Origin of the sequence: Novosphingobium aromaticivorans DSM 12444, from assembly GCF_000013325.1 — a bacterium.
Taxonomy (GTDB): Bacteria; Pseudomonadota; Alphaproteobacteria; order Sphingomonadales; family Sphingomonadaceae; genus Novosphingobium; species Novosphingobium aromaticivorans.
This window is the reverse complement of the sequence record NC_007794.1, coordinates 1,158,607-1,177,747: the sequence shown is the minus strand read 5'-3', so window position 1 is coordinate 1,177,747 and position 19,141 is coordinate 1,158,607. Positions and strand designations below refer to the sequence as shown.

General features: G+C 66.6%; 21 protein-coding genes. 3 read left to right on the top strand and 18 right to left on the bottom strand.

Annotated features, from left to right (window positions below):
* Positions 1-20: 20 nt before the first annotated feature.
* The 13 genes from murD to ccmA form a co-directional block, all read right to left on the bottom strand.
* Positions 21-1,352 (bottom strand): UDP-N-acetylmuramoyl-L-alanine--D-glutamate ligase, encoded by a 1,332-nt coding sequence (murD, locus tag SARO_RS05640; protein ID WP_011444790.1) that lies wholly within the window; start codon positions 1,350-1,352, stop codon positions 21-23.
* A complete protein-coding gene (mraY, locus tag SARO_RS05635) occupies positions 1,349-2,413 on the bottom strand; it encodes a phospho-N-acetylmuramoyl-pentapeptide-transferase (RefSeq protein ID WP_011444789.1) in 1,065 nt (354 codons plus the stop codon). Before mraY ends, murD begins: the two co-directional genes overlap by 4 nt.
* Entirely contained in the window at positions 2,414-3,883 is a 1,470-nt protein-coding gene (gene murF / locus SARO_RS05630; RefSeq protein WP_011444788.1) for a UDP-N-acetylmuramoyl-tripeptide--D-alanyl-D-alanine ligase, read from the bottom strand. It abuts the gene before it with no gap.
* A complete protein-coding gene (locus SARO_RS05625; protein WP_011444787.1) occupies positions 3,880-5,328 on the bottom strand; it encodes a UDP-N-acetylmuramoyl-L-alanyl-D-glutamate--2,6-diaminopimelate ligase in 1,449 nt (482 codons plus the stop codon). The genes murF and SARO_RS05625 overlap by 4 nt, the downstream gene beginning before the upstream one ends.
* A complete protein-coding gene (locus tag SARO_RS05620; protein ID WP_011444786.1) occupies positions 5,325-7,070 on the bottom strand; it encodes a peptidoglycan D,D-transpeptidase FtsI family protein in 1,746 nt (581 codons plus the stop codon). Before SARO_RS05620 ends, SARO_RS05625 begins: the two co-directional genes overlap by 4 nt.
* The gene (locus SARO_RS21315) at positions 7,067-7,927 is read right to left on the bottom strand and encodes a hypothetical protein (RefSeq protein ID WP_011444785.1); all 861 of its coding nucleotides are present in this window, start codon (positions 7,925-7,927) and stop codon (positions 7,067-7,069) included. The genes SARO_RS05620 and SARO_RS21315 overlap by 4 nt, the downstream gene beginning before the upstream one ends.
* Entirely contained in the window at positions 7,924-8,913 is a 990-nt protein-coding gene (rsmH, locus tag SARO_RS05610; RefSeq protein ID WP_011444784.1) for a 16S rRNA (cytosine(1402)-N(4))-methyltransferase RsmH, read from the bottom strand. The genes SARO_RS21315 and rsmH overlap by 4 nt, the downstream gene beginning before the upstream one ends.
* Positions 8,910-9,383 carry a division/cell wall cluster transcriptional repressor MraZ gene (locus SARO_RS05605; RefSeq protein WP_176929299.1) on the bottom strand — a complete coding sequence of 158 codons (474 nt, stop codon included), beginning with the start codon at positions 9,381-9,383 and terminating at the stop codon, positions 8,910-8,912. The genes rsmH and SARO_RS05605 overlap by 4 nt, the downstream gene beginning before the upstream one ends.
* 344 nt (positions 9,384-9,727) lie before the next feature.
* Positions 9,728-10,465: a DUF4350 domain-containing protein gene (locus SARO_RS05600; RefSeq protein ID WP_011444782.1), complete on the bottom strand. Its 738-nt coding sequence runs from the start codon at positions 10,463-10,465 to the stop codon at positions 9,728-9,730.
* Positions 10,466-10,467: 2 nt separating this feature from the next.
* Positions 10,468-10,851, bottom strand: a complete 384-nt coding sequence (locus SARO_RS05595; RefSeq protein WP_011444781.1) for a hypothetical protein — start codon at positions 10,849-10,851, stop codon at positions 10,468-10,470.
* Between the two features lie 14 nt (positions 10,852-10,865).
* The gene (locus SARO_RS05590) at positions 10,866-11,864 is read right to left on the bottom strand and encodes a cysteine synthase A (protein WP_011444780.1); all 999 of its coding nucleotides are present in this window, start codon (positions 11,862-11,864) and stop codon (positions 10,866-10,868) included.
* A gap of 64 nt (positions 11,865-11,928) precedes the next feature.
* Positions 11,929-12,591, bottom strand: a complete 663-nt coding sequence (gene ccmB, locus SARO_RS05585; RefSeq protein ID WP_011444779.1) for a heme exporter protein CcmB — start codon at positions 12,589-12,591, stop codon at positions 11,929-11,931.
* On the bottom strand, positions 12,588-13,163 hold the full coding sequence (ccmA, locus tag SARO_RS05580; protein ID WP_011444778.1) for a heme ABC exporter ATP-binding protein CcmA: 576 nt from the start codon (positions 13,161-13,163) through the stop codon (positions 12,588-12,590). The genes ccmB and ccmA overlap by 4 nt, the downstream gene beginning before the upstream one ends.
* A 61-nt stretch (positions 13,164-13,224) precedes the next feature.
* Between ccmA and SARO_RS05575 the strand changes: the two genes are divergently transcribed.
* Positions 13,225-13,515 (top strand): 4a-hydroxytetrahydrobiopterin dehydratase, encoded by a 291-nt coding sequence (locus SARO_RS05575; protein WP_011444777.1) that lies wholly within the window; start codon positions 13,225-13,227, stop codon positions 13,513-13,515.
* Between the two features lie 2 nt (positions 13,516-13,517).
* Here SARO_RS05575 and SARO_RS05570 read toward each other — a convergent pair whose 3' ends face one another.
* Both SARO_RS05570 and SARO_RS05565 read right to left on the bottom strand, forming a co-directional pair.
* Positions 13,518-14,318, bottom strand: a complete 801-nt coding sequence (locus SARO_RS05570; protein WP_011444776.1) for an SDR family oxidoreductase — start codon at positions 14,316-14,318, stop codon at positions 13,518-13,520.
* Between the two features lie 40 nt (positions 14,319-14,358).
* Positions 14,359-14,976 (bottom strand): DNA-3-methyladenine glycosylase family protein, encoded by a 618-nt coding sequence (locus SARO_RS05565; protein WP_011444775.1) that lies wholly within the window; start codon positions 14,974-14,976, stop codon positions 14,359-14,361.
* A gap of 129 nt (positions 14,977-15,105) precedes the next feature.
* Here SARO_RS05565 and SARO_RS05560 point away from each other — a divergent pair, with 129 nt between their 5' ends.
* Positions 15,106-15,423, top strand: coding sequence for a 2Fe-2S iron-sulfur cluster-binding protein (locus tag SARO_RS05560; RefSeq protein ID WP_011444774.1), 318 nt, complete (start codon positions 15,106-15,108; stop codon positions 15,421-15,423).
* Positions 15,424-15,506: 83 nt separating this feature from the next.
* Here SARO_RS05560 and argC read toward each other — a convergent pair whose 3' ends face one another.
* The 3 genes from argC to SARO_RS05545 all read right to left on the bottom strand — a co-directional run bounded on the left by argC (position 15,507) and on the right by SARO_RS05545 (position 18,243).
* The gene (gene argC / locus SARO_RS05555; RefSeq protein ID WP_011444773.1) at positions 15,507-16,436 is read right to left on the bottom strand and encodes an N-acetyl-gamma-glutamyl-phosphate reductase; all 930 of its coding nucleotides are present in this window, start codon (positions 16,434-16,436) and stop codon (positions 15,507-15,509) included.
* Positions 16,433-16,786 carry a hypothetical protein gene (locus SARO_RS05550; protein ID WP_041550188.1) on the bottom strand — a complete coding sequence of 118 codons (354 nt, stop codon included), beginning with the start codon at positions 16,784-16,786 and terminating at the stop codon, positions 16,433-16,435. The genes argC and SARO_RS05550 overlap by 4 nt, the downstream gene beginning before the upstream one ends.
* Positions 16,787-16,860: 74 nt before the next feature.
* Entirely contained in the window at positions 16,861-18,243 is a 1,383-nt protein-coding gene (locus SARO_RS05545) for a leucyl aminopeptidase family protein (RefSeq protein WP_011444771.1), read from the bottom strand.
* A gap of 53 nt (positions 18,244-18,296) precedes the next feature.
* Here SARO_RS05545 and SARO_RS05540 point away from each other — a divergent pair, with 53 nt between their 5' ends.
* Positions 18,297-19,103, top strand: a complete 807-nt coding sequence (locus SARO_RS05540; RefSeq protein WP_011444770.1) for a PdaC/SigV domain-containing protein — start codon at positions 18,297-18,299, stop codon at positions 19,101-19,103.
* The last annotated feature ends 38 nt before the right edge of the window (positions 19,104-19,141 follow it).

Here is a 19,141-nt window from a genome sequence, read left to right as displayed (position 1 = left end):
CGTCGGGGTTGGCGTGGTGCTCACGTCGGCGTTCCGTCCGGACAGGGCGCTTCCCGATCCTCGATCAGCGCCTCGACGATCTGCCGAAAGGAATCGCCACGCGCCTCGAAATCGCGGAACTGGTCGAAGCTGGCGCAGGCGGGCGACAGCATGACGACATCGCCCGGCTGCGCGGCCTCCATAGCCTGGCGCACCGCATCGCACAGCATCTCGCTGCGGGTGACGGGCATCACGGGTTCGAGGATCTCGGCAAAGCGCGGCCCGGCCTCGCCGATGGTATAGGCCGCAACGACGTGATCGAAATAGGGCGCGCACTCGTCGAGGTTGTCGCTCTTGGGCAGACCGCCGAGTATCCAGTGGATGCGCGGATAGGCGCCGAGCGCAGGGGCGGTGGAAGCCGGGTTAGTCGCCTTGCTGTCGTTCACGAAGAGAACGCCGTTGGCCTCGGCCACGCGCTCCATTCGGTGCGGCAAGCCGACGAAGCTGGCCAGCGCTGAACGCCAGATATCCTCGGCAATGCCAAGCTGCCGCGCGATCTCTACCGCGATGGCGGCGTTCTGGAGGTTGTGCGGACCTTGCAGCGAAGGCCATTCGAGCTGGCCGTGAAGCGCACTCGGCTGAACGACGTGGACAAAGCCCGTGTCGTGGGTTGCCGACGCCTCGCGCGCGATCTCGAGGGTGTGCTCGTCGCCGCAGCCGAAGACCGCGTGCTGGTCGGCCCGCTGCATCGCGAAGAGGCGCGCCTTCGATGCGGCATAGCCGGCAAAGCCGTCATAACGGTCAAGGTGATCGGGGCTGAGGTTGATCAGCGCGGCTACGTCGCAGGCCAGGCTCTGGGTCAGGTCGATCTGGTAGCTCGACAGCTCGAGCACGTAGACCCCGCCTTCGGGCAAGGGCTCCTGCCCGAGGATCGGCAGGCCGATATTGCCGCCGAGCCGCGCGGGAAGGCCAGCGGCGGCGCAGATGTGGTGGACCAGCATCGTTGTCGTCGACTTGCCGTTGGTGCCCGTGATCCCGACCACGCGATGTGGCGGAAGGTCGGCGCGCGCCTGGGCGAACAACTCGATGTCACCGATCACCGGAACGCCAGCGGCGCGCGCATGGTCGGCGATGGGGTGGCGGTTGAGCGGCACGCCCGGGGAAACCACGACACCCGCAAAGCCTGTCAGGTCGATGGACAGCGGGTCGGCGATGGTGCAGCTCCCTTCGAATGCGCTGCGCGGTTCCTCGCGGTTGTCCCAGACGGTGACGTCAGCGCCGCCGGCCAGCAGGCTTTCGACGCTGGCAAGGCCCGAGCGCGCGAGACCGAGAACCGCGTAACGCTTTCCGGCAAAGGCGCGCGAGACGATCATCGAACCTTCAGCGTCGCAAGGCCGATCAGCGCGAGCACGATCGACACGATCCAGAAGCGGATGACGACGGTCGATTCCTTCCAGCCGAGCTGCTCGAAGTGGTGGTGGATCGGCGCCATGCGGAACACCCGCTTGCCAGTGCGCTTGTAGACCGCGACCTGGACGATCACCGAGACCGCCTCCATCACGAACAGCCCGCCGACAATGGCCAGCACGATCTCGTGGTGCGCGGCGACCGCGATCACGCCCAACGCGCCGCCCAGCGCAAGACTGCCGGTATCGCCCATGAACACCGCCGCCGGTGGCGCGTTGAACCAGAGGAAGGCCAGCCCCGCCCCCATCATCGCCGCGCAGAAGATCGCAAGTTCGCCCGCGCCCTTCACATGCGGGATGCCGAGATACGTCGCGAAGTCATAGCGGCCCGCGAGATAGGCAATGATCGCAAAGGTGCCGGCCGCGATGATGACGGGCATGATGGCAAGCCCGTCGAGGCCGTCGGTAAGGTTCACGGCATTGCCGGCACCCACGATCACGAAGATCGCGAAGAGATAGTAGAACGGCCCGAGCGGGACGTAGAGGTTGCTGAACACCGGCACGTAGAGGTTCGTCTCGCCCACCGCGAGCCACGCGGCAAAGGCTGCAACGACGAATTCCCCGGCCAGCCGCACCTTGGCGGGCACGCCCTTGTGCGCGTACTTCGTCACCTTGTCGTAGTCGTCGAGGAAGCCGATCAGCCCAAAGCCGAGCGTGACGACGGCGCAGGCCCAGACGAGCCTGCTGGTGACGTCCATCCACAGGAGCAGCGACAGCGTGAGCGCCGTGACGATCATCAGGCCGCCCATGGTCGGCGTGCCACGCTTGGCGAGGTGCGACTGCGGGCCGTCCTCGCGGATCGGCTGGCCCTTGCCCTGGCGGACGCGGAGCATGTTGATGAACCGGGGCCCGATGATCAGGCCGATCACCAGCGCGGTCAGCAGCGTCGCGCCGGCGCGGAACGTCTGGTATCGGATGAGGTTGCTGAACCCCTCAAAGTGCAGCCATTGCGCCAGCAGGTAGAGCATTCAACGTTCCTTGCCGGTGAGCGAGCGCACCAGCGCACCCAGCCCGACCGAATTCGACCCCTTGACGAGGATGGCGTCACCCCCGCGCACGCCATCTGCAGCCAGGCATTCCGCCGCTTCCGCCGCCGTTTGCACATGCGCCACATCAATTGCACCGGCAAGCGCGGCCGAGCCGCTTTTCCCCAATGCGTCGGCCAGCGCGGTCATTTCGCCGCCCACCAGGATCAGTCTGTCGACTTTGCCTTCCGCGACCGGGCCGGCAAGCTCCGCGTGGTAGCGCGCCTCGTCGGCGCCAAGCTCGCGCATGGCCCCGAGAATGGCGACGCGGCGCGCGGCCGGCGTCTGGCCAAGCTGACGCAACGTCACCGCCATCGACGCGGGATTGGCGTTGTAGCTTTCGTCGATCAGGAGCGCGCTGCCCGATCCGTCGCCGCCATGCGCCGGAATGGCATGGCGCGCGCCGCGTCCGGCAAGGCCTTCCATTTCCGCCAGCGCAAGACCGGCCGCGCCCAGATCGCCGCCGATCGCCTCGACCGCAGCCATGACCGCCAGCGAATTGGCCACCCAGTGTTCGCCCGGTTGCGCGATCGTGTAGCAGACCTTGCGTCCGCCCAGGTCAGCCGTGACGAGGGTGCCGCCACCCGGTGCGGGCACGGCATCGAGCAGCCGCACCGTCGCGTCCTTGGCGACGCCGAAGCTTATGACGCGCTCGGCGTGCAGCGTGGCCTTGGCGCGAAGGTGCTCGAAATGGCGGTTGTCCGCCGGGATGATCGCGACACCGCCGGGCTCCAGCCCTTCGAAGATCTCGGCCTTGGCATCGGCAATGGCTTCCTCGCCGGCGAAGTGGCCGATGTGCGCCGGGGCGATGGTCGTGACGATGGCGACGTGCGGCCGCACCAAGCGGGTCAGTGCCGCCAGTTCGCCCGCGTGGTTCATGCCCATCTCGAACACGCCGAAGCTTGTACGCGCAGGCATCCGGGCAAGGCTCAGCGGAACGCCCACGTGATTGTTGTAGCTCTTGACGGAACGGTGCGCGCGCCCCCGGCTCGCACGGTCCAGCGCGGCATAGAGGGCTTCCTTGACGCCGGTCTTTCCTGCTGAGCCGGTGACTCCGATAATGCCCGCATCCACCCGATTTCGCGCGGCTTTTCCAAGATCCTCAAGCGCGGTTGAAGTGTTCGAGACAAGGACGTGCGGCCCGAAACAGGCATGCTCCACGACAGCGCCTGCCGCACCTCGACCGAAGGCGCCTTCAAGGTAGCGATGCCCGTCGGAATTTTCGCCCTTCAGCGCGAAGAAAAGATCTCCCTCGACGACCTCGCGGCTGTCGATCTCGACGCCCGAGACGGCAAAGGGCGCGCTTGCCCGCCCGCCGGTCGCAGCAGCGATTTCCTCGCTCGTCCAAAGTGCGAGACCCGCCGCATCGGACGGGTCCTCGGGCCAGGCGATGAGGGCGGGATGGGCTGTCATGTCGTGCACTCCCTTGCGACCTGCACGTCGTCGAACGGCAGGACGCGCATGGCATCGCCCCTGCCGATGATCTGCCCCTGTTCGTGCCCCTTCCCCGCGACAAGGACGATATCGTCGCGCCCGGCCTCGGCAATTGCCGCCGCAATCGCGCTGCGCCGATCCCCGATCTCGCGCGCGTTGTCGGCGCAGCCCGCCATGATCGCGGCCCTGATCGCAGCCGGGTCCTCGCCGCGCGGATTGTCGTCCGTGACAATCACAAGGTCCGAACCCGCGCAGGCCGCGCGGCCCATCTCGGGACGCTTGCCCTCGTCGCGGTCGCCCCCGGCACCGAATACGGTGATCAGCCGTCCCTTCACGTGTGGGCGAAGCGCGGCGATGGCCGCCTCGATGGCGTCGGGCGTATGCGCGTAATCGACATAGACCGGCGCTCCGGCGCGATTGATCGCAGCGCGCTCCAGCCTTCCTCGCACCGGCTGCAACCGGGCGAGCGCGTCGAAGACCTGCCCCGCGTCGATGCCGGAAGCGATGGCGAGGCCCGCGGAAACGAGCGCATTGGCGGCCTGATAGGCCCCGATCAGCGGCAGGCTGATCTTGCGCCGCGCACCGTCGAACGCGACTTCGAGCACCTGACCGAGTTGGGTGGGGGTACGGGCGAGCAGGCGGATCGTCTCCCCCTGCTCGCCCACCGAGAGCAGCCGCAGACCCCGTCGGCGGACGTGCTCCACTGCCCGTCCCGACCATTCATCGTCCATCCAGACGACGGCCACCCCACCGTCGTCGACGACGTGGTCGAACAGGCGCATCTTGGCCGCGAAGTAGTCTTCCATCGTCGGGTGGTAATCGAGATGGTCGCGGCTGAGATTTGTGAATGCCCCTGCGATCACGCGCAGGCCTTCGTTGCGAAATTGCGAGAGGCCGTGGCTCGACGCTTCGTAGGCGACGTGCGTCACCCCTTCGCGGGCAAGGCCGGTCATGTTCGACAGGAACGTGACGATGTCGGGCGTGGTCAGCCCGGTGGAAACGCTTTCGTCCGCAGTCGTGACGCCAAGCGTTCCGATCGAGGCCGCGGAACGACCAGCCATGCGCCAGATCTGCCGCGTCATCTCGACAGTGGAAGTCTTGCCGTTGGTTCCTGTCACGGCAACGACCGTTTCCGGCACCGGCTGGAAGAACTGCGCGGCGAGCGCGGCGAACGCCCGGCGCGGCTCGGCATCGGCGACGTGGACAGCGCCTTCCACTACAGCCTCGGGTCGGGCGACGACAGCGACCGCGCCTGCCTTCACTGCGTCCGCGATGAAGTCCTCGCCGTTGAAGCGCGTGCCGGGGAACGCGCCGAAAACGGTGCCGGGGGCGACCTTGCGATGATCGATGGCAAAGCCGGTGACGTTGGCATCGGCCGCAGCCACCGGATAGCCTGCCGCATCGAGGATCGCGCCGAGCTTCATTCGCCTTCTCCGTTGCCGACGAGGGGCGAAAGATCGGAAATGTCGATGTCGCGACTGTCGTCGGGCACGACGCCGAGCAGCGGGCCGATGCGGGGCACGACGCGTCCGACGATGGGCGCCGCGTTCCAAGCCGCCGTGCGCTGGTAGGAAGTCGCGGCCGTGCCCTTGGGTTCGTCGAGCATGGCGATCACCACATAGCGCGGCTTGTCCATCGGGAAGGCGGCGGCGAAGGTGGCGATCAGCGAGGTCCGGTTGTATCCGCCTTTCCCGCCCGGCTTTTCAGCGGAACCGGTCTTGCCGCCGACGCGAAAACCGACGGCATTGGCGCTCTTGCCGGTGCCATCGACCACGATCATGCGCAGGAGCTGGCGCATGCGCGCGCTGGTCGAGGCCTTGTAGACGCGGCGGCCTTCGGGGATCTGCGAAGGATCGCGCTTGAACAGCGTGGCCGGACGCCAGATGCCGCCATTCACCAGCGCGGCATAGGCGGCAGCGAGGTGCAGCGGCGTGACCGCGATGCCATGACCATAGCTCACCGTCATCGTCGTGATGCGGGCCCAGTCGCCGTTCTTGTTTGTGCCGCGCGGCCAGAGCGGGAAGCCGCGTGCGGGCAGCTCGATATAGGGCCGCTCGTTCATGCCGAGCGCGGCCATCGTCTTCTTGAGCGCCGGTCCGCCAAGTTTGTCGGCCACTTGCGCGGTGACGATATTCGAGGAGTGGATCAGCGCTTCGGGCACGTTGAGCGATGCGCCGAAGCTGTGGCTGTCGCGAATGTGGAAACCGCCGATCGCCAGCGGCTTGTCCGACGGATAGCGCACCGAAAGGTCGGTCACCACTCCCGCATCAATGGCGGCGGCAATGCTCAGCGGCTTGAACGTGGAGCCTAGTTCATAGACCTGGTTGGTCACCTTGTTGAAAACGAGGTTGTTGAGCGCCTGATCCGAACGGTTCGGGTTGAACGACGGCAGCGATGCCAGCGCAACCACCTCGCCTGTATCGACATCGAGGATCACGCCCGCCGCGCCCTTGGCCTCGGTTTCGAGCATGCCGCGGCCGAGCTCGTCCTCAAGCGCCCCTTGCGCCCGCATGTCGATCGAAAGCGCCACCGGCCTGCCGCGCTGTGCCGGGTCAAGCAGCTGCTTCTCCAGCACCTGCTCCATGCCGACATGACCGTGACCTTCGGTATCAACGTAGCCGAGGACGTGCGCGCCCAATGAACCTTGCGGATAGTAGCGCTGGTTCTCGCGCGGGAATTCCAGAGCAGGCTCACCCAATGCAAAGATGCGGTTGGCATCTTCGGGCATCACGCGCTGGCGCAGATAGCTCGGCTTGTCAGACTTCAGCCGCTTGAGGAGGTCGTTGTAATCAGCGTCAGGGAAGATCGCGAGCAGCGCCTTGGCCACTTCCTCGGGCGACTTCACCAAAGGCGAGCCGTTCTCTCCGAAGGCCTTGGGATTGTACCACAGGGCATAGGCTGGAAAAGCGCGGGCAAGCGGAACGCCGTTGCGGTCGGTGATCTCGCCGCGCGGGGGCAGCAGGGCCTCGGCAAGCGAGCGGCGCTCGGGCGCATCCTCGAACAGCCCGAGTTGCAGGATGCGGACCAGTGCGGCCACTCCCGCGAACAGGAACAGGAACGCGACGACAAGCACGCGTACCTTGGCCTCGACCAGCGAACGCTGGCGGACGTTGGCCAGGCGAACCCGGCCCGATGCGATGGCGGCGGAGGCGGTGAGCGCATTCACCGGGCTGCCTTAGCCTCCTTCCTCGCCGCGGGGCGAGACCCCAGGGCCGACTTGTCCTTCTTCGCGGGCGACTTATCCGCAACTGACGTCGCCTTTGCCTTTGGCGCAGGGGCCTTTTCGGCCTTTGCCTTCTGGACAGGCCTTGCTTTCGCGGAATCGGCCTTGGCCTTTGGTGCGGTCGAAGCCGCCTTGGCCGCAAGCTTCGGCTTGCGATCGGCCGCCGATTTTGCGTCAGGCTTCTCCGAAGCGGATGCCTTGGCCGCGCTCTTGGCGGAATCCTTCTTCGGACGCTCCTTCTCGGAGGCCGTTTCCTGCCGGACCGGTCCCTTGGGCCGCGCATCGACGACCTTGCCAAGGCGGTCCTTCAAGGTTTCGACGGCGTCCGAACGATCCGCGTCGGAGAGGGACGGCCGGTCCGCATCCTCGTTTTGCGAGGCGCGGTCGTTGCTCGCCAGAGCCTTGCCGGAAAGCGGCGAGACCATCGCCGGGAAGGCCGCCGAGGCAATCACGCTGTCGTCGACGCTGGCGACACGGATCGGGGCAGGCGCGTCGGGCGTGGCGGGCATGCTCAGTTCGGCAAGCTGACGCTCGCCTTCAAGGTACTGGCTGGCACCAGGCGCGGCATAGCCGAACTCGACATCGTTCCAGACCTTGAGCTGCTGCTGGTTGGAGCGCGTCTCGAACTCGGTTTCGAGGTAGAGCCGTTCCTGCTTCAACGCGACGATGCGCTGCTCGGCGTGATGGATCTGGCTGCGCAGCGCGTTGACCTTGAACGCGAGAACCAGAACCAGCGCCAGACAGAGGCCCAGCAGGACGAGCCAGCCTACCGAACGAAGGCGATTGGCCGAAGCGATCATGCCGCGGCCCTCCCCTGATGAGCGCGCGCCGGCGCGGCAGTGCGCACGGCACAACGCAGGGTCGCGGAGCGGGCGCGAGGATTGCGGGCCTCTTCCTCCGGCGTCGGCCTGATCGCACCCGAAGGCTTCTCGAACACGGCCTGAACCTTGCTTTCAAGCTGCGGCAGGTGACGCGAACCGGCGGGAACGGCACCCGCGCCCTCGCGCAGGAACTGCTTCACGATCCGGTCCTCGAGGCTGTGAAAGCTGACCACGGCGATCCGGCCGCCGGGCACAAGCACCTTCTCTGCGGCAGCGAGCCCCTGCACCAGCTCATCGAGCTCACCGTTTACGTGGATGCGCACGGCCTGGAAACTGCGGGTGGCAGGATCCTTGGGCGCCTTGGGACCCTTGATGTCGGGCCGGTAGCCAAGAGCCTTGCGGACGACGGCAGCGAACTGGGCGGTCGTGGTCAGCGGACGGGCAGCAACGATGGCGCGGGCAATCCGACGCGATTGGCGTTCTTCGCCGTAGCGATAGAGGACGTCCGCGATCTCCCCCTCGTCCGCTTCGTTCAGGAAGTCCGCCGCACTCGGCCCTTCCTGCGACATTCGCATGTCTAAGGGACCGTCGGACGAAAACGCAAATCCGCGCGCGGCCTGATCGAGCTGCATCGAGCTGACCCCGATGTCGAAGACCACCCCCTGGACTCCAGCAATTCCGGCCTCTGCAAGTCCTTCCGCGATCTCGGAAAAACGACGAGGATGCAGAACCAGGCGCGGCTCTTTTCCACAGGTTTCTCCCCAGAGCTTCCCAGCCGCGATGGCATCGGGGTCCCGGTCGAAGGCGTGGACGGTGGCGCCTGCATCAAGGAGCCGACGCGTATAGCCGCCGGCCCCGAAGGTCGCATCGACGATCAGGTCACCCGGCTTGGGGTCGAGTGCAGCCACGACCTCTTCGAGGAGAACGGGTATGTGCGGGGCACGGGAGCCGGTTTCGGCGCTCACTTGCGCTTCCCCTTCGCGGCTTCGGCGATCTTCGCGCGGCAACCGGCCTGGGCGCTTTCCCAACCAGCGCCCTGTTCGAACAGGATGCCCGGGTTCCAGATGGTGATCTGGCGGCCACCGCCATGGAAATAGAGGCCGTCCTCCACCTTGCCGAGTTCCGCGAGGTGATCGGGCAGGACGAAACGGCCGCTGTCATCGAAGCTGGCGCGGTGAAAGCCGTATACCTGAGCCTCGGCCATGTCGCGGTCGAAATCGATGCCGAGGCGCAGCTTCTTCTCTTCCTCGCGGTCGATCTCGGCCGCGAAATCCGCAAGGCGCGAGAGGCCGAAGCCGACAAGGCAAGGCAGGCGAGGATGCTTGTCGAGACAGAGGACGCGCTGGTTGTCGGACGCAGCGAAGACATCGGAGCGGAAGTCGGCAGGCAGGACGAAGCGGCCTTTTTCGCCCCGCGGCGAAAAGCCCTGTCCCACGAAATTTACCGGCCCTCCCGCCACCTGGACACCCCGCTCGAGGACAAAAGCTCCACCCCCCCGACCCGGCGCCTTCGCGCCCGGCCGACTCATCCCCCGCGGATGCGACTGGAGTTCGTCCCGATGAACGACATTACTAACGCGGGATGGCACGGGCGAAAAGGGGAAAATGCGGGAAAATCCGGACTCAGCATGAATCCGCAGCATTTTTTTCTCAGGTTGGCGCAGTGTTAACCAAGACGCCAAAGTAGAGCGCACCAAAAAAGCCGCGAATTTCCGCGACTCTTCAACCCGCCCCGACAACGAGCACGGCTCTTTCCCGTATTTTCCCGTAGTTCGGCGGCTTAATGCGCCAGAGCTTCGCCGAGCAGCGCTTCCAACGCGGCCGCCTTGCGCCCCGCCGCATCTTCCGGCTCGAGCACGGCGGCGTCGGCGACGACGGTCACGTGCCCCTTTCCGACCGTGCAGCGCGCCACGAGCCCGTCCGGACCAATTGCGCAGCGCGAATCCAGACCACCCTTGCGCAGCGCGATTTCGCCCGGCAGGTTCACCGGAATGGCCTCGCCCGCACTTTCCCGCTCTCCGGCGGGCTGCGCATCATCGAAGCGCAATTCAAGGCCCCAGCGCCCCAGGATGGGCGAAAGCAGCACGACATCCTGCGGTCGCCGCCTGTCGCCCAGTGAAAACGCGCTTTCCTGCGTCAACATCGGGTCCGCCAACAGGAGCAACCGCCCCCCCTTGCGCACCCAATCGTCGAGCGCGACGTTCTCCTCGGGCGACAGCGGTCGCGGCTGCGCGATGACCAGACGGTCCAGCCCGCGAATGTCGATCAGTGTGTCGAGCGCCCGCACTCTCCCGTGCCGCTCGATCACCGCCCGCGCCCAATGCGGCGCGGCCTGTTCGGAAAGCATTCCGCGAATGTCGGCCTGCTCCGTCCACAGGATGGGCAGGCTCGTGAACAAGCCCAGAGGCTGATCCGCGTCAGCATCCCTGCCGAGGCCGCGCCCGGCCAGCAGCCATGCGCCGAGCAGGAGGGCCAGTGCGACGAGAGCCATCGCAAGGCCACGATAGCGCCTCGGCATCGTCAGGGGCTTGGCGCTTCGCCGGGGTTGCGCGCCGGTACCGGCCGGGCGGCCGGCTTGTCTTTCGAGGCCACCGGAAGCTCGGGTGCGACGCCCATGTCGACCAGTGGATCGTTGGCGGTCGTTTCGCTGGCCGTGACCGCGGGCGCGGCCGTGTTCACCGCCGTCGCATCCACGTACTTCGCCCTGTCCATGATGACGTTGGCAAGGCTGACCAGCAGCAGCATTCCGGCAAGCCCGAACATGCCGACCTGAAGCCGGTGCACAGCCTGCGCGCGCAGTTCACGGGTGGAGGGCGGGACATAGGCAAGCGGGCTCGTCTGCGTGGCCGGCTCGACGCCGGTCGCCGCAACGGGCCTGGACTGCGATCTGGCGAAGAAGGCCATGCGCGCCTTCTACCTCATTGCTCCAGCCAAGGGAACACTCGCAGGCCCTTGGTCTTGAGCCATTCCGGATTGTAGAGCGAGGAGAGATAGCGGAAGCCCGTGTCGCACAGGATCGTCGCCACGCGGCTGCCCTTGCCCAGTTGCCTTGCCAGCGCAACCGCGCCCGCCACGTTGATGCCGCTCGACAGGCCAAGACAGAGGCCTTCCTCGGCCAGCAGGCGTTCGACCCAGTGCAGACCTTCCTCGTCCGAAATGCGGAACTGGGTGTCGATGGGCGCACCGTCGAGGTTCGCCGTGATGCGCCCCTGACCGATCCCCTCGGCAACCGAAGAGCCTTCCGCCTTCAGTTCGCCGTGGGCATAGTAATTGTACAGCGCGGCGCCATGCGGATCGGTGAGGGCAATGGTGATGTTCTCGTCGAAGGCCTTGAGGCCCATGCCCACGCCCGCGATGGTGCCACCCGTACCCGCAGCGCAGGTGAAGCCATCGATGCGATGCTCCATCTGCTCCCAGATTTCGGGCGCGGTGCTTTCGATGTGCGCTCGGCGGTTGGCGATGTTGTCGAACTGGTTCGCCCAGACCGCGCCTTCGGTCTCCTCGGCAATGCGGCGCGAAGTGTGCACGAAGTGGCCGGGGTTCGAGAAGGGGGCGGCCGGAACCAGCACCAGCTCCGAACGCAGTGCCCGCAAGGTGTCCATCTTCTCGCGCGATTGCGTCTCGGGCATGACGATGACCGACTTGTAGCCGCGCGCATTGGCGACGAGTGCCAGGCCGATCCCGGTGTTACCCGCCGTGCCCTCGACAATGGTGCCGCCGGGCTTGAGAATGCCGCGCTCTTCGGCGTCGCGGACGATCCACAGGGCCGCGCGATCCTTCACCGAAGCGCCGGGGTTGGTGAATTCGCACTTGCCGTAGATCTCGCAACCGGTCTCCTCGCTCGGCCCCTTGAGCCGGACGAGAGGCGTGTTGCCGATGAGGGAAATGGTATCGGGAGCAATCGCAGGAGCCATCATGGCGCCTGAGTTAAGAGCAGTTTGCGCGAATGCCAACGAATTTGCGCTTCAATGCCGCGAAGTCCTACTCCCTGCCTGCCCGAATCGCCGCACCGCCGGCGAAGGGCGCGACGGCGAGCGCCACCAGGCTACACGCCGCCAGCAGCGCCAAACCGCCCTCTCCGCCCGGCTGAAGCGACCCGGCGCCGAAGATCAGGAGCGGCACGGCCAGCGGAATCGCAAGCAACCCGCCTAGCGCCGCACCCGCGCGCATGCCCGCCGTCAACGCGGCAATGGTCACGCCGATCGCCGCCAGCCCCGGCGTTCCGAGCAGCAGCCCGATCTCGACCGTGCGCAATTGCCCGGCGTCGAGCGACAGCAACCCTGCGGAAAGTGGCGCGGCGACCATCAGCGGCACGCCGAAGCTGAGCCAGTGGGCAAGGATGCGCACCAGCAGCAGCGCCTCTTCGGAAATGCCGCGCAGGGCCCACTGGTCGAACATCCCGGCTTCAAGGTCGGGCTCGACCAGACGGTCCAGCGGAAGGATCGCCGCCAGCAGCGCCGCAACCCAGATCACGCCCGCCCCGGTTCGAGCCAGCAGGCGCGCATCCGGGCCGACCGCGAAGGGAAACAGCATGGCTACGGCAAGGAAGAACAGCAGCGGCAGAACCGCCCCGCCCCGCCCCTGCGCCCCCCGCGTAAGCAGGGCAAGGTCGCGGGTGAAGATAGGCCACAGCCGCGCGATCATGGCTGAAAGTTCCGGATTGCAAGCGTCCGCACGCGCTCGAGCGCGAGCGGCTGATGCGATGCGATGACCACTGCCCCGCCGCGCGCGCAATGGGCCTCGATCGCCTCCTGCGCCCGCTCGCTCCAATGCACGTCAAGGCCGTTCAGCGGCTCGTCCAGCAACCACAAAGGCGCCCCGCTGGCGGCAACCCGCGCAAGCGCCGCGCGCTTGCGCTGCCCGGTGGAGAGATAGCGGACCGGAACGTCCAGCAGATCGTCGAGCCCGAACTCCGCTTCGGGCCTGCCCGCCCGGTCGATCCGATCCCAGAAGCGCAGCGCATCCTCGAGCGGAAGGTGACCGTCGAGCGCCAGCCGTTCGTCCGAAAGCGCAATCGCGCCCCGCCGCTCGACAGTTCCGGCAAAGGGACGCAGCAATCCGGCAAGGATGCGGATCAAGCTCGACTTGCCGATGCCGTTGGCGCCGGCAAGGTGCACGATCTCGCCCGCCTTCACGTCCAGCGACAGCGCGCGGAACAGAATGCGATCCCCGCGCCGGCAGGCAATATCCGTGGCGACGAGACCGCACTCTTGCATGGCGCGACGCGATAGGGGAAAGCGCAGGCCCTGCCAAGGACGCCGACGAAAAGGACATGCAATGACCGTAGCCCGCCTGACCGACGCAGAGCGCGACGCGCTTCTGGCCGAATTGCCCGAGTGGGCCCTGCGGGAAGACGGCCTGGCCATCGTCCGCACGTTCCGCTTCGCGGACTTCTCCCAAGCATGGGGCTTCATGAACCGCGTCGCGCTTCATGCGGAAAAGACCGATCACCATCCCGAATGGTTCAACGTCTACAACCGCGTCGAAGTTACGCTGACCACCCACGACGCGGACGGTCTTTCCGCGCGCGACGCCGACATGGCGCGCGCGATGGAAAGCTTTCTCTAGGGCTATTTGCCCAAGGGACGCTCGGCCGAACGCATCTGTTTGCGGAGCGCGCCGGGCATCCACCGGGAGGCGAATGCAAGCCGCCGCGCAGTCTTGCCGACCAGCGTGTGCAACCGCTCGCCATGCACTGCGGCCCACGCTGCTTCGGCCACTTCGCTGACCGGCGTGATCTCGAGCCCCGCGCCGCGAACGCGCGAGCGGATGTCCTCGTTCGAGGCGCGGTTGGGCGCATGATCGAGCAGCGGCGTCTCGATGAAGCCTGGCATGAGGTCGCGCACGCGGATGCCGTCTTCCGCCCATTCCCCATCCAGCGATTCGGTGATCGCACGTACCCCGAACTTCGTGGCCGAATAGACCGATGCGCCGGGCGAGCCATAGATGCCCGCGGCACTCGCGGTGTTGAGCAGAACCGATCCGGGTGCGCTCGCCCTTAGCCAGGGATAGGCCGCCTGCGCGCCGAAGATCACGCCCTTGAGGTTGATGTCGAGCGTCCGCTCGATCTCCTCGACCGCAAGGTCTGCGATAGCGCCGCCTATCGGAATCCCTGCGTTGTTGAACACGACATCGATCCGTCCACCCCCGGCCCGGGCACAATCGGCCAGCGCGGCGTCCCATGCCGAACGGTCGCGCACGTCGAGTTTGTGGCGAGACGAGCGGCCCGACGGCAGCATCGCGGCGGTCTGCATCATGCCGCCCTCATCGATGTCGGCGATGCCGACGAACCATCCGCCCTGCCCGAATCGCTGCGCCACCGCCCGGCCGATGCCCGATGCGCCGCCGGTGATGAAGATCGTCTTGCCCATTGTGGCTGTCCCTCTTGCCTACATGCTTGTCAGCAAGAGACTACAGCGCCGGATTGTTATAGCAATGCCAGGTGAAGATCGCCGCCGCGCCGCGATGGGGCCGCCACTGTTCGGCCAGGACGCGCGTATCCTTCTCGCTCGGACGTTCCGGCAGTCCGAGCAATCGCCCCAGCCCCACCTGGACTGCAAGGTCGCCCGCCGGCCAGATATCAGGCCGCCCCTCCGCGAACAGGAGGTAGATTTCCGCCGACCAGCGCCCGATCCCCTTGATCTTCACGAGTTCGGCAATCGCCTCCTCGTCGTCCTGCGGCAGCGAATCGAAATCGAGTTCGCCGGATACCACCAGTTCGCAAAGACTGCGCGCGTAGCCCTGCTTCTGGCGTGACAGGCCGCAGGCGCGCAACGCGTCGAAGTCGGCCGCGAGCAGGTCATGCGGGGGCAGGTCTTCGCCCAGCAGGGCCTCCAGCTTGTTCCACACCGATGCCGCCGCCGACACGCTGACCTGCTGCCCGACAATCGTGCGCAACAGCGTGCGATAGCCGGTCGGCCTTATGCGCGGCTCGGGGTATCCGACGCGTTCGATCGCATCGGCCAGCGCCGGAGACCGGGCGGCAATATGGTCCAGTCCTTCGCGGATTGCCTCTGCGCTAAGACCCACGCCCTTTTTCTCCTTGGCAAGATTATGGCCGGATCGGCAGTTGCCAAAGCCGGAACCACGCGATAGCAGCCCCTTCCAAAGGCGAACAGGGGGCGGGATTTTCCCTGCGCCGCGTTTGGAGAATGGACGATGCCCAAGATTGTCGTTGTCAATCGTGCTGGTGAAGAAAAGACCGTCGACGCCGATGCCGGCCTGTCGGTGATGGAAGCAATCCGTGACAACGGCTTCGACGAGCTGCTGGCCCTGTGCGGCGGCTGCTGCTCGTGCGCGACCTGCCATGTCTATGTCGATCCCGCCTTTGCCGACAAGATCCCGGCGATGAGCGAAGACGAGAACGACCTGCTCGACAGCTCGGACCACCGCAACGAATCCTCGCGCCTTTCGTGCCAGGTGCAGATCACCGGCGATCTCGACGGCCTGCGCGTGACGATCGCTCCGGAAGACTGATCTTCCGGCAGCAGCGGAATACCAAAAAAGGCCCGCCTCCAACCGGAGCGCGGGCCTTTTTTTGCAGCCAGCGTTTGCCGGAACTAGAGCCGCAGGCCCGCCGTTTCGTCCAGTCCCGCCATCAGGTTCAGCGTCTGTACCGCCGCCCCGCTCGCGCCCTTGCCGAGGTTGTCGAGAACCGCGACGAGCCGCGCCTGTTCGCCGTCGCTGCTGCCCATGACGTGCAGTTCGAGGCCGTCCCACGGCTCCATCGAGGCGCGCATCAGCATTTCGCCGTCCGCCGGCAATTCCTGAGCCACCGTCACGATCGGCGATCCGGCGTAGAACTGGGTGAGCGCGGCGCGCAACAGTTCGGCAGGAACGTTGCCCGGCATCACGCCCAGCGGCAGCGGGATCTCGACCACCATGCCGCGGTGCGCCGGGACCACCGCCGGCGAGAACATCGGCGCAATGGCAAGGCCGGCATAGCGCTGCATCTCGGGCACGTGCTTGTGCCCGAAGGTCAGGCCATAGCCACGCCAGGCGATGTCGCGGTCCTGCTCGAACCGTGCGATCAGCGCCTTGCCGCCGCCTGAGTAGCCGGACACGCCGGTGCAGCTATAGGGCCATGCCGCCGGCAGCAGGCCATTGTGCACCAGCGGGGCAAGCAGGCCGAGGAAACCCGTCGGATAGCAGCCGGGATTCGAAACGCGCTTGGCCTGCGCCACGGTCTCGCGGCCGACGATTTCGGGAAAGCCGTATGTCCAGCCATCGGCGACGCGATGCGCGGTCGAAGCGTCGATTACACGGGTGCGGTCGTTGCGGATCATCGCCACGGCATCGCGCGCGGCATCGTCAGGCAGGCACAGGATCACGACGTCGGCGTCGTTGATCGCCTCGGCCCGCGCGGCATCGTCCTTGCGGCGCGCGTCTTCGAGAGCGATCAGCGCGAACTCGCTGCGTCCGGACAGCCGCTCCGCGATCTCGAGGCCCGTGGTGCCTGCCGCACCGTCGATGAATACAGAAGTCGTCATTCCGCCGCTTCCAGCACGGCCATGTCGACGTAACCGACCAGCAGGTCAGACTGCGCCTGGCCCCAGGCCCAACCGCCCGCAATGTCGAGAACGTCAAACACTTCGCCCTGGGCCAGTAGCCGCAGTTCTCCGCCTTCCGGCTTGCCTGCACCACGCAGCGCAGTTCCGGCCTTCACCACGTGCGCCATAGGCACGGCGTAGTGCGGCACGAAGTAGCGCCCGGCGAGGCCGATGTGCGCAAGGTCACCGCGCACCGGCAGGTGAGGTTTGTCGGAACGGTCGGCAGGCCGCACCAGCGAAAGCTGGACGGTCGGTACGGCAACGGGAAGAGGCGTGGCTTCGACGGTCAATTCAGGTTGTCCCCGGAACAGGAAAGCCGGGCGATTAGCGGCGTCGGCGCAGTCAGGCAAGCTATCGCGCATTCTCAGCCGTATCGCGCCTTGAGCAGCCCCCACGCCGCGCGCAGTCCAAGGGCGTCTCCCCCCTTGGGGCGCCCGGGCTTCGCCGCGGGGCGCCAGGCGAAGGTATCGAAGTGCGCCCAGTCGATCCCCTCGCCCACGAAGCGGTCGAGAAACAGCGCCGCCACGCTGGCTCCGGCAAAGCCGTTGGCAGGCGAGTTCTGCAGGTCGGCTACGTCGGACTTGAGGTATTCGCGGTACCCTTCGAACAGCGGCAGGCGCCAGCACGGGTCGTCGCGCTCGATGCCGGCGACGAGCAGTCCATTCGCCGTCTCGTCCTTGCGCGCGAACATGGCGGGCAAGTCCGGGCCCAGCGCCACGCGTGCCGCCCCCGTCAGGGTAGCGAAATCGATGACCAGTTCCGGCTTCATCTCACTTGCGCGTACTAGCGCATCGCCAAGCACCAGCCGGCCTTCGGCGTCGGTATTCGTGACCTCGACCGACAGTCCGTTGCGCCCGCGCAGGATGTCGCCAGGACGGAAGGCGTGGCCGGATATCGCGTTTTCTACCGCCGGCAACAGCACGTGCAGGCGCACCTTCAGGCCCATCGCCATGACCAGGCCCGCCAGTGCGAGGGCATGGGCGGCGCCGCCCATGTCCTTCTTCATCAGCGCCATGCCGCTCGAGGGCTTGATGTCGAGCCCCCCCGAATCGAAGCAGACGCCCTTGCCGACGATCGCGACGCGGGGATGCTTCGGATCGCCCCATTCCAGTTCGATCAGGCGCGGCGCATGGCTGCGCGCCGCGGCTCGGCCGACGGCGTGGACCATCGGATAGTCCCGCTCCAGCGCGTCGCCCGACACGACGTGGACCTCAGCGTGCCAGGTCTTGGCCAGCGCCCGCGCTTCCGCCTCAAGCTGCGCGGGGCCCATGTCCTCGGCCGGCGTATTTACCAGGTCGCGCACCATCAGGACGGCCGATGCTTCCGCAATGGCCGGTTCGATCAGCGCCACGTCCTTGGTCAGGAGGATGCGCGGCTCGCTCTCTGTCGCGTCCTTGCGATAACGGTCGAACCGGTATTGCCCGGTAATCCATCCGTGCAGCGCCTTGCCCGGCTCCCCGCCAGCGCGGCGATATGTGCCGCCCGGCAGAACGTCCGCCAGCCTGGCCATGCACCACGACGAAAGGTCATCGACGTTGGCCACCCCGGCGACTGCGAACCAGCCGTCGCCATCGGGCACGATCGCATGTTCGTACCCTCCGCCCTCGAACTTCTGCGCAACAAGGCTGGCGCGCTGGCCTGCATTGATTCCCTTGAGAAAATCCGGCAGCGTCGCCTTGTCGACAAGGTGGAGGGCAATGGCCTGCTGGCCGCGATCAGGCTGGATCAGCGCGTTCTTGTCCGTCATCTTGCATCGGACAATGCCGCAGAGCGCGGCCCGTTGCGAGAGGAAATTGCCCCATGCGCCCGACCACGCTCCTGCCCCTCGCGCTGCTCGCGGCCTGTTCAGCACCCGATGACCCGAAAGCGACCCGAAGTGCACCTGAGGCGACATCGACCGCACCCGAAGCGCCGCAACCGCCTACCCAGACGCCGGTGACCGCACGCGACGTGCACGAGGACAACGACCTCTACGTCTTCGACTATTCCTACCCCGCCGCCGCCGGTGCGATTCCCGCGCTCAAGGACCTGCTCGACAAGGAGCTTGAAAAGGCACGCGCCGACCTCAAGGCCGAGGCGGCTAATGGGCGGGCGGAAGCCAAGGCCAACGATTTCCCCTATCATCCCCACAGCCACAGCGTGGAATGGAAGGTGGTGACCGACCTTCCGGCCTGGCTCAGCCTGTCCACTCTTGTCGGCTTCTACTCTGGCGGCGCGCATCCGAACTACGCCTACGACACCATCCTGTGGGACAGGATCGCCGGGAAGCGGCGTGCGCCCGTGGATCTCTTCACGTCCAAGGCCGCGCTGTCTGCCGCGATCCGGGCCCCCTTCTGCAAGGAACTCGACCGCCAGCGCGCGAAGAAGCGGGAAGGCTACGAACCGGGCGGCGGCATCCCCGAATTCGAGGAATGCATCGATCCGGCAGAGCAAACGGTGATCCTCGGGTCATCGAACGGCAAGGCGTTCGACCGCATCGGCGTACTCGTCGCGCCCTATGCGGCAGGACCCTATGCCGAAGGCGACTATGAAGTGACGGTTCCGGTCTCCGCCAAGGTCCTCGCGGCCGTGAAGCCCGAATTCAAGGGCACCTTCGTCGCACGATGAAACACGCCCGCGCGAATGGCTCGCATTTTGGGCGATGG